General features: G+C 70.0%; 9 protein-coding genes. 5 read left to right on the top strand and 4 right to left on the bottom strand.

Annotation, left to right across the window (positions count from 1 at the left end):
- The 5 genes from VFM98_RS14205 to VFM98_RS14225 form a co-directional block, all read left to right on the top strand.
- Positions 1-342: response regulator transcription factor (locus VFM98_RS14205; RefSeq protein ID WP_325110566.1), on the top strand; the 342-nt coding region annotated here is incomplete at its 5' end.
- The gene (locus tag VFM98_RS14210) at positions 342-1,769 is read left to right on the top strand and encodes a sensor histidine kinase (protein ID WP_325110567.1); all 1,428 of its coding nucleotides are present in this window, start codon (positions 342-344) and stop codon (positions 1,767-1,769) included. The genes VFM98_RS14205 and VFM98_RS14210, both read left to right, overlap by 1 nt.
- Positions 1,770-1,870: 101 nt before the next feature.
- On the top strand, positions 1,871-2,512 hold the full coding sequence (slmA, locus tag VFM98_RS14215; protein ID WP_325110568.1) for a nucleoid occlusion factor SlmA: 642 nt from the start codon (positions 1,871-1,873) through the stop codon (positions 2,510-2,512).
- Position 2,513: 1 nt separating this feature from the next.
- On the top strand, positions 2,514-3,182 hold the full coding sequence (gene pdeM, locus VFM98_RS14220; protein WP_325110569.1) for a ligase-associated DNA damage response endonuclease PdeM: 669 nt from the start codon (positions 2,514-2,516) through the stop codon (positions 3,180-3,182).
- Between the two features lie 114 nt (positions 3,183-3,296).
- Positions 3,297-3,773 (top strand): hypothetical protein, encoded by a 477-nt coding sequence (locus VFM98_RS14225; RefSeq protein WP_325110570.1) that lies wholly within the window; start codon positions 3,297-3,299, stop codon positions 3,771-3,773.
- Between the two features lie 4 nt (positions 3,774-3,777).
- Here VFM98_RS14225 and VFM98_RS14230 read toward each other — a convergent pair whose 3' ends face one another.
- The 4 genes from VFM98_RS14230 to VFM98_RS14245 form a co-directional block, all read right to left on the bottom strand.
- Entirely contained in the window at positions 3,778-4,836 is a 1,059-nt protein-coding gene (locus VFM98_RS14230) for a malate/lactate/ureidoglycolate dehydrogenase (protein ID WP_325110571.1), read from the bottom strand.
- 159 nt (positions 4,837-4,995) lie between these two features.
- Complete coding sequence (locus VFM98_RS14235; RefSeq protein ID WP_325110572.1) at positions 4,996-6,510, bottom strand: altronate dehydratase family protein; 1,515 nt, start codon at positions 6,508-6,510, stop codon at positions 4,996-4,998.
- Between the two features lies 1 nt (position 6,511).
- Entirely contained in the window at positions 6,512-7,906 is a 1,395-nt protein-coding gene (locus VFM98_RS14240; RefSeq protein WP_325110573.1) for a TRAP transporter large permease, read from the bottom strand.
- Between the two features lie 14 nt (positions 7,907-7,920).
- A complete protein-coding gene (locus VFM98_RS14245) occupies positions 7,921-8,499 on the bottom strand; it encodes a TRAP transporter small permease (RefSeq protein ID WP_325110574.1) in 579 nt (192 codons plus the stop codon).
- Positions 8,500-8,722: the final 223 nt, after the last annotated feature.

Consider the following 8,722-nt stretch of genomic DNA (forward strand, 5'->3'; position numbering starts at 1 on the left):
CGCTCGCAGGCGGCCACGTCGGCGGTGCTCACCTTCGGGCCGATCGAGCTCGACACGGCCAACCGGCGCGCCAGCGCCCAGCGCAACGGCCAGGCGATCCCGATCGAGCTGGGCCCGCGCGAGTGGACGGTGATGGAGTACCTCCTGATCAACGCGCCCAAGCCCGCCAGCAAGGAGAAGCTGCTGCAGGCCCTGACCGGCTGGGACAAGGAGATCACGCCCAACGCGGTGGAGGTCTACATCTCGCGCCTGCGCAGCAAGCTCGAGCCCTACGGCGTGGCGCTGCGCTCGATCCGCGGCTTCGGCTACCGGCTGGAGCTGCGCCCCACGGAATCGGCCTGATGCTCTATTTCGTGCCCCGGACGGGCCGCCGGCTGCGCGCCAGCGCGGTGCTGGGGGTCACGCGGGGGCTGCAGCGGCGCCTGCTGGTGATGCTGATCGTGCCGCTGGTGCTGCTGGCGGCGATCAACGCCTGGTTCGAATACCGCTCCGCCGGCAACGTCGCCCTGCAGCAGGACCAGCGGCTGCAGGCCCTGGTGCCGCTGGTGGCCGACTCGATCGTCGGCGACGCGGGCGGGCGGCCGCTGCTGATGCTGGCGCCGCCGGTGCAGGAGTTCCTGAAGGACGACCCCTCGGCGGCCGCCTACGCGATCATCGACGTCGACGGCCAGGTGCTGCAGGGCGAGGAGTGGCTCGCCGACGAACTGCCGCCGGCCGACGCCGAGCCGCAGTTCCACAGCGAGGAGCACGGCGGCGTCACCTGGCGCATCGTGCGCCAGCGCCAGCAGACCATCTTCGGCGAGGTGGTGGTGGCCGTGGGCGACGGCACCGATGCGCGCCAGCAGTGGGCGCGCTCGATCCTGCTGCGGGTGCTGCTGCCGAACCTGGTGCTGATCGGGGCCGCGGCCTTTGCCGTGGGCTGGGCGGTGGAGCGCGCGCTGCGCCCGCTGCGCGCGCTGAAGGAAGCGGTGGAGCGCCGCTCGCCGCGCGACCTGAGCGCGATCGACGAAGCGGCCTCGCCGGAGGAAGTGCGCCCGCTGGTCGATTCCCTCAACCGGCTGTTCGGGCTGGTCAACGCGCAGGCCGAGAGCCAGCGCCGCTTCGTCGCCGACGCGGCCCACCAGCTGCGCACGCCGCTCGCGGGCCTGCAGGCGCAGGTGGAAGCCTGGGCCCAGGCGGCCGCCGCCACGCCGCAGGACGGCACCCTGGCCCTGCCCACCGAGCAGGTCTACAAGTTGCGCAGCGCCACCCGCCGCACCTCGCAATTGGCCAACCAGCTGCTGGCGCTCTCGCGCGCCGATGCGCGCGGCATGCATTCGCAGCCGCAGCAGCGGGTGCAACTCAAGTCGCTGTGCGAGGACACGCTCGAAGCCCACCTCGATGCCGCCACCGCGCGCGGCATCGACCTCGGCCTCGACGCCGAGCCGGTGCGCGTGATGGGCCACGAATGGCTGCTGCGCGAGCTGATGTCCAACCTGGTCGACAACGCCGTGAAATACAGCCACGACGGCGGCAGCGTCACCATCCGCTGCGGCCGCCGCGGCAGCGAGGCCTTCCTCGAGGTGGAGGACGACGGTCCCGGCGTGTCGGCCGCGGACTGCTCCCGCATCCTCGAGCGCTTCTACCGCGTGCCGGGCACGCAGGCCGAGGGCAACGGCCTGGGCCTCGCGATCGCGGAGGAGATCGCCCGCGTCCACCACAGCCACCTGCAGCTCGGGGCCGGGGCCGAGGGGCGTGGCTTGAAAGTCACACTGCCCCTCCCGGGGTAAGCACCTACTCGGCGTGGGCACGGGGTTTCCGGTGGCTGGGTTGGCAAAATGCCACGGTTGGGTATGCGAGAATGGCCCGAACCGCTGACCTTCCGTCCCCTATGTCCCACGCCGAGCTCGACTCCCCCGAACCCACACCCGGCGCCGAAGCGCCCGTGGCACCGGCCGTGGTGCGCAAGCGCCCCAAGCCGGGCGAGCGGCGGGTGCAGATCCTGCAGGCGCTGGCCACGATGCTGGAGCAGCCCGGCGCCGAGCGCATCACCACCGCGGCCCTGGCGGCGCGGCTGGAGGTGAGCGAAGCGGCCCTGTACCGGCACTTCGCCAGCAAGGCGCAGATGTTCGAGGGCCTGATCGAGTTCATCGAGCAGAGCGTCTTCACGCTGATCAACCAGATCGCCGAGCGCGAGCCGGCGGGGCCGGCGCAGGCGGGCCGCATCGTCGCCATGCTGATCCAGTTCGCCGAGAAGAACCCGGGCATGACGCGCGTGATGGTGGGCGACGCCCTGGTGTTCGAGAACGAGCGGCTGCAGCAGCGCATGAACCAGTTCTTCGACAAGGTGGAAGCCTCGCTCAAGCAGTGCCTGCGCAGCACGGGCGACGCCGCGGCGCCGACGGTGGATGCGGCCGTGCGTGCCTCCGTGCTCACGGCCTTCATCGTCGGGCGGCTGCAGCGCTTCGCGCGCTCGGGTTTCAAGCGTGCCCCTTCGGAGCACCTGGACGCGGCGCTGGCGCGGATGCTGTGATGTGAAGATCCGCCTGGCCGGACAGGATGCGGTGCTGCATCCCTCCGGCGCCTTGTTCCTTGCCGACCATTCCGCCTTGCTGGTCGCCGACGCGCATGTCGGCAAGGCGGTGAGCTTCCGCAGGCTCGGCGTGCCGGTGCCGCGCGGCACTACGGGCGAAACGCTCGCGCGGCTGGATGCGGCCTTGGCCGACACGGGCGCGCGGCAGCTCGTCTTCCTCGGCGACTTCCTGCATTCCGCGCGCTCCCACGCGCCCGGCACGCTGGCCGTGCTGCACGCCTGGCGCGAGCGGCAGGCCGCGCTGCCCGTGACCCTGGTGCGCGGCAACCACGACGACCGCGCGGGCGATCCGCCGGCCACGCTCGGCTTCACCATCGTCGACGAGCCGCTGCGGCTGGGCCCCTTCGCGCTCTGCCATCATCCGCGGCCGCTGGCGCACGCCTACGTGCTCGCGGGCCACTGGCACCCCTGCGTGGCCGTGAGCGGCCGCGCCTTCGAGCACCTGCGGCTGCCGTGCTTCTGGCTCGGCGATGAAGCCGTGCCCGCGCAGGCCGTGGGCATCCTGCCGGCCTTCGGCAGCTTCACGGGCATGCACCGCATCGCGCCGCGCCCGGGCGACCGCATCTTCCCGATCGCGGGCGACGCGGTGCGGCCGCTGCCTGGGCCATAACCGGGCCGTCGGTCGGGGTCCGACAGGGACCATCAATGCGCGCTGGCGAGCCGGCGCTCGCGCCGGGCATGGAATAGGGTCCGTCCCCCGAACCCATTACGTCAAGGAGTACCGATGAAACACACCCATGCAGCCCTGGCCGTGGCGGCCGTCGCCGTCCTGTCCGTGCCCGCGTTCGCCCAGACGACCTGCACCGTCTCCAGCGACAACCTGCAGACCATCTGCACCGAAACCACCACCATCCTGGGCGCAGGCCCGGTGATGAGCAGCAACGGCACGCTGGTCAATTCCGGCACCGGCATGGTGGTGACGCCGGGCGCGCCCGCGACCATCGCCGTGGCGCCGGCGCCCGCCGTCGCCGTCGTGCCGGCCTCGACGGTCGCCGTGGCGGCGCCGGCCGTGATCGCCGTGCCGGGCACCCGCATCCTGCCGGGTGCGGCCCAGGTCCAGGCCAGCCAGACCACCGTGCTGGGCGGCCCGGCGGCCCCGGGCGTGACCAGCAGCCGGACGGTCGTGACCCGCTACTGGCTCAACGTGCCGGCGGGCGTGGAGCACCGCGCCGACTTCCAGCGCTGGCTGTCCCTCAAGTAAGCGCTCAGGCCACCGCGGCGCCGACCTTGGCGCCCGCGGCCACGATCTCGGCCCAGGTCTGGTCGTCCAGCGCGATGCCTTCGGCCTCGCGCTGGCGCCGGGCCCTGCGTTCGGGCTCGCCCGCCAGCATCACGCCTTCGGAGCCCGCCCCCGGCGGGCTCTGCTTCACCCACTCCACGAAAGCCAGCGCCTCGCGCGCGAACGCTTCCTGCGTGCCCAGCTTGCGCGGATCCACCAGGATCGTGAACATGCCGTTGATCACGGCGCGCCGGCTGTCCGCCGGCTGGTGCCAGGTGCCGGTGCCCGTCAACGCGCCCCCGAGCAGCTCGCACGCCACGGCCATGCCGTAGCCCTTGTGCTCGCCGAAGGAGAGCAGGGCGCCAAACAGGCCGCCCGATTGCGGGACCACCACCACGCCAGGGTTGGTCGTCGGCCGGCCTTTCTCGTCGATCAGGGTGCCGGGCTCGACCTGGCGGCCCTCGTTGTGCGCGACGCGCATCTTGCCCTGCGCCACCCGGCTGGTCGCGAAATCCAGCAGGAAGGGCGGCTGCCCCGGCAGCGGGATGCCGACGCAGAAGGGATTGGTGCCGTAGCGGCCGTCGCCGCCGCCGAAGGGCGCCACCACCGGCCGCGACTGCACGTTGACGAAGTGGATGGACACCAGGCCGCGCTCCACGGCCATCTCGGCGAAATGGCCGATGCGGCCCAGGTGGTGCGCGTTGGCGAGCGCCATCACGCAGCTGCCCGTCTCCTGCGCGCGCTGCATCGCGAGCGTCATCGCCTGCGCGCCCACCACCTGGCCGAAGCCGCGCTGGCCGTCCAGGGCCAGCAGGCTGCCGCCATCGAGCTTCACGGCGATGCCGGCGTTGGGATGCAGGCCGCCTTCCAGCACCGCGTCCACGTAGCGGGGCAGCATGCCCACGCCATGCGAGTCGTGCCCGCTCAGGTTGGCGAGCACCAGGTTCTCGGCCACCGTGCGGCTCTCTTCGGCGGAGCTGCCGGCCCGCTCCAGCACGCCGGCCACGATGGCGCGCAGTTGCGCCGCGGAGTACTTCCTTGTCATGGTTTCTGTCTTGATGCTTGTGTCTGATCGAGCAGTCTTAACGCAAAAGCCGCGAAGGTTTCGCAAAAGCCGCAAAAGAACAGCCTTTTGAGAATGTCTTTTTTGCGGCTTTGGCTGTTCTCCTTCTGCGGCTTTTGCGTTAAATGAATTCGGTATTCACTACATCACCGCCCCGACCTGCCACGGCACGAACTCGTTCTGGCCGTAGCCGTGCTGCTCGCTCTTGCTGCGCTCGCCGGAGGCGGTGGCCAGCACCAGGCGGAAGATGCGTTCGCCCATCTCGGCGATCGAGGCCTTGCCGTCGATGATCTCGCCGCAGTTGATGTCCATGTCCTCTTCCTGCCGCTGCCACAGCGCCGTGTTGGTGGCGAGCTTCAGCGACGGAGAGGGCGCGCAGCCGTAGGCGGAGCCGCGGCCGGTGGTGAAGCAGATCATGTTGGCACCGCCGGCCACCTGGCCCGTGGCGCTGACCGGATCGTAGCCGGGCGTGTCCATGTAGACGAAGCCGCGCGCATCGACGTGCTCGGCGTATTCGTACACCGCCTGCAGGTTGGTCGTACCGCCCTTCGCCACCGCGCCGAGCGACTTCTCCAGGATGGTGGTGAGGCCGCCGGCCTTGTTGCCGGGCGACGGGTTGTTGTTCATCTCGCCGTCGTTCACCCTGGTGTAGTGCTCCCACCAGCGGATGCGCTCGATCAGCTTCTCGCCCACTTCGCGCCGCGCGGCGCGGCGCGTCAGCAGGTGCTCGGCGCCGTAGATCTCCGGCGTCTCCGACAGGATGGCCGTGCCGCCGTGCGCCACCAGCAGGTCCACCGCGGCGCCGAGGGCCGGGTTGGCGCTGATGCCCGAATAGCCGTCGGAGCCGCCGCACTGCAGGCCGATGGTGATGTGCGAGGCGCTGCAGGGCTCGCGCTGCACCTTGTTGGCGGCCGGCAGCATGTCCTTCACCAGCGCCACGCCTTTTTCCACCGTCCTGCGGGTGCCGCCCGTGTCCTGGATGTTGAACACCTGCAGGGTCTCGCCTTCGCGCAGGCTGCTGTTGGCGAGCCAGGCGTTGATCTGGTTGGCCTCGCAGCCCAGGCCCACCACGATCACGGCGGCGAAGTTGGCGTGGGTGGCATAGCCGGCCAGCGTGCGCTGCAGGATCTGCATGCCCAGGCCTTCGCTGGCCATGCCGCAGCCCGTGCCGTGCGTGAGGGCGACCACGCCGTCCACGTTGGGGTAGGGTTCCAGCGCCTTGGGGTTGGTCTGGCGCGAGAAGTGGTCGGCGATGGCGCGCGCGGCGGTCGCCGAGCAGTTCACGCTGGAGAGGATGCCGATGTAGTTGCGGGTGGCCACGCGGCCGTCCGCGCGCCGGATGCCCATGAACGTCGCCTCGCGCGGGGCGGGCGGCGGCTTCACGTCGGCGCCGAAGGCGTAGTCGCGCTCGAAATCGGCCATGGCGAGGTTGTGCGTGTGCACGTGCTCGCCGGCGGCGATGGGCCGGCTCGCGAAGCCGATCACCTGGTTGTAGCGCCGCACCGGCTCGCCGGCCGCGATGGCGCGGGTGGCGATCTTGTGGCCGGCCGGGATCAGCCCGCGGGCGGTGACGCCCTCGACGCTCGTGCCGCCCACGAGCTGGGTGCGGGCGATCAGGACGTCGTCGGCGGGGTGGAGGCGGATGAAGGGTGTCATGTCAGTAGAACAGCTTCGGCAGCCACAGCACGGTCTTGGGCATGTAGGTGATCACCACCAGCGAGACCAGCAGCGGCAGCAGCCAGGGCAGGATCGCCATCGTGGTGCGTTCCACCGACAGCTTGGCCACCCGGGCCAGCACGAACAGCACCATGCCCATGGGCGGGTGCAGCAGGCCGATCATCAGGTTCAGCACCATCACCAGGCCGAAGTGCACCGGGTCGATGCCCAGTTGCTGGCAGATCGGCAGCAGGATCGGCACCAGGATCGTGATGGCCGCGGTCGGCTCGAGGAAGCAGCCCACGAACAGCATCAGCAGGTTGGCCAGCAGCAGGAACACCCAGGCCTCGTGCGTGAAGCCCAGCACCCAGGTGGAGATCGCCGCCGTGACGCCGGTAGCGGTGAGCATCCAGCCGAAAATGCTGGCGGCAGCCACGATGAACAGCACGGTGGCGGTGGTCTCCACCGTGTCGAGGCACACCTTGACGAACATCTTCCAGCTGAGCGTGCGGTACCAGACCAGGCCCAGCACCATCGCCCACAGGCAGGCGGCGATGGCGCCCTCGGTGGGCGTGAAGATGCCTGTGGTCATGCCGCCGATCAGCAGCACGGGCGTCATGATCGGCAGCACCGCCTGGAAGCGGAACAGCTTGTCGGCCACGAACAGCCCCACCAGGCCAGTGAGCACCGTCGGCTGCGCGGGCAGGCCGGCCTTCACCACCAGCAGCCACAGCACGGTGGGCCAGCCCATGACGATGGCCATTTCGGCGAGCGCCTTCAGCACGCGGGGCCACTCGAACTTGACGTCGGCGCCCCAGTTGTTCTTGTGCGCGTAGTAGGCCACGGTGAGCATCATCAGCACCGCCATCAGCGCGCCGGGCAGGATGCCGGCGAGGAACAGCGCGCCGACGCTCACGTTGGCCATCATCCCGTAGATCACGAAGGGCAGCGAGGGCGGAATGATGGGCCCGAGCGTCGCCGAGGCGGCCGTCACGCCGACGGCGAACTCGGTGCCGTAGCCGTGGTCCTTCATCGCCTTGATCTCGATCGTGCCCAGGCCGGCGGCGTCGGCGATGGCGGCGCCGCTCATGCCGGCGAAGACCACCGAGCCGACCACGTTGACGTGGCCGAGGCCGCCCTTCATCCAGCCCACCAGGGCCAGGGCGAAGTTGTAGATGCGGTTGGTGATGCCGGCGTTGTTCATCAGGTTGCCGGCCAGGATGAAGAAGGGCACGGCCAGCAGCGGGAAGCTGTCGATGCCGCTCACCATGCGGTGGATGACGACGAAGGGCGGCAGGTTGCCGGCGAACAGGATGAACAGGAGCGAGGCGCCGGCCATGGCGATGGCCACGGGGATGCCGCCCGCCATCAGCGCGAGGAAGAGGACCTTGAGCATGGTGCTGGTTGTTTCTAGCGGTCTTCGATGGCCGACTCGGGCCGTTCGAGCACGGTGTAGCCGCGCTTCCAGTGGATGCGCATCACGAGGGCGGAGCGCACGGTCATGGCGGCGAAGGCCGCCAGGCAGATGGCGTACACGTAGTTCATGGGCAGGTCGATCATGGTCATGCGCGAGCTGTTGCCCAGCTTGTCCATCATCAGCCAGGTGAGCACCACGGCGGCGGCGAAGAAGGCCAGCCGCATCACGTCGACGGCGGTGGCCATCGCACGCGCCATCCATGGGGGCATGAAGCGGTAGAAGAAGTCGACCTGGATGTGGTTGTTCTTCACCACGCCGATCACCGCGCCGGTGAACACGGTGGCGATCAGCAGGTAACGCGCGATCTCCTCCGTCCAGGCGGCGGAGTCGTTCATCACGTAACGGGTGAAGAACTGGTAGAAGACCACCAGCCCCAGGATCCAGAAGAAGACCAGCGCGATCCATGCCTCGGGCGCCGTGCCCGAGAGGTCCACCGCCTCGTCCTCGGCGTGGAACTCGCCGTCGTCGCCCATCACCTTGGGCAGGTCGTCAATCGTCGTGGTGTTTTCCATGTGCGGGATCCGGTTGCGCGGCAGTCATGGCGGCGACGGGCCGACGGGCCCGCCGCTGCAAGGGGCTTACTTGATCGCCTGGATGCGGTCGTAGCCCATCGCCTTCATGTCGATGGCCTTGACGACGCGGTCGCGGAAGTCGTCGCGGTTGACGGTGGCGATCGTGAGGCCCTTCTTGCGGAATTCCTCGATCAGCTCGGTCTCCCGCTTCGAGATGTCGTCG

The sequence above is a fragment of the Ramlibacter sp. genome (assembly GCF_035706265.1).
Lineage (GTDB): Bacteria > Pseudomonadota > Gammaproteobacteria > Burkholderiales > Burkholderiaceae_C > Ramlibacter.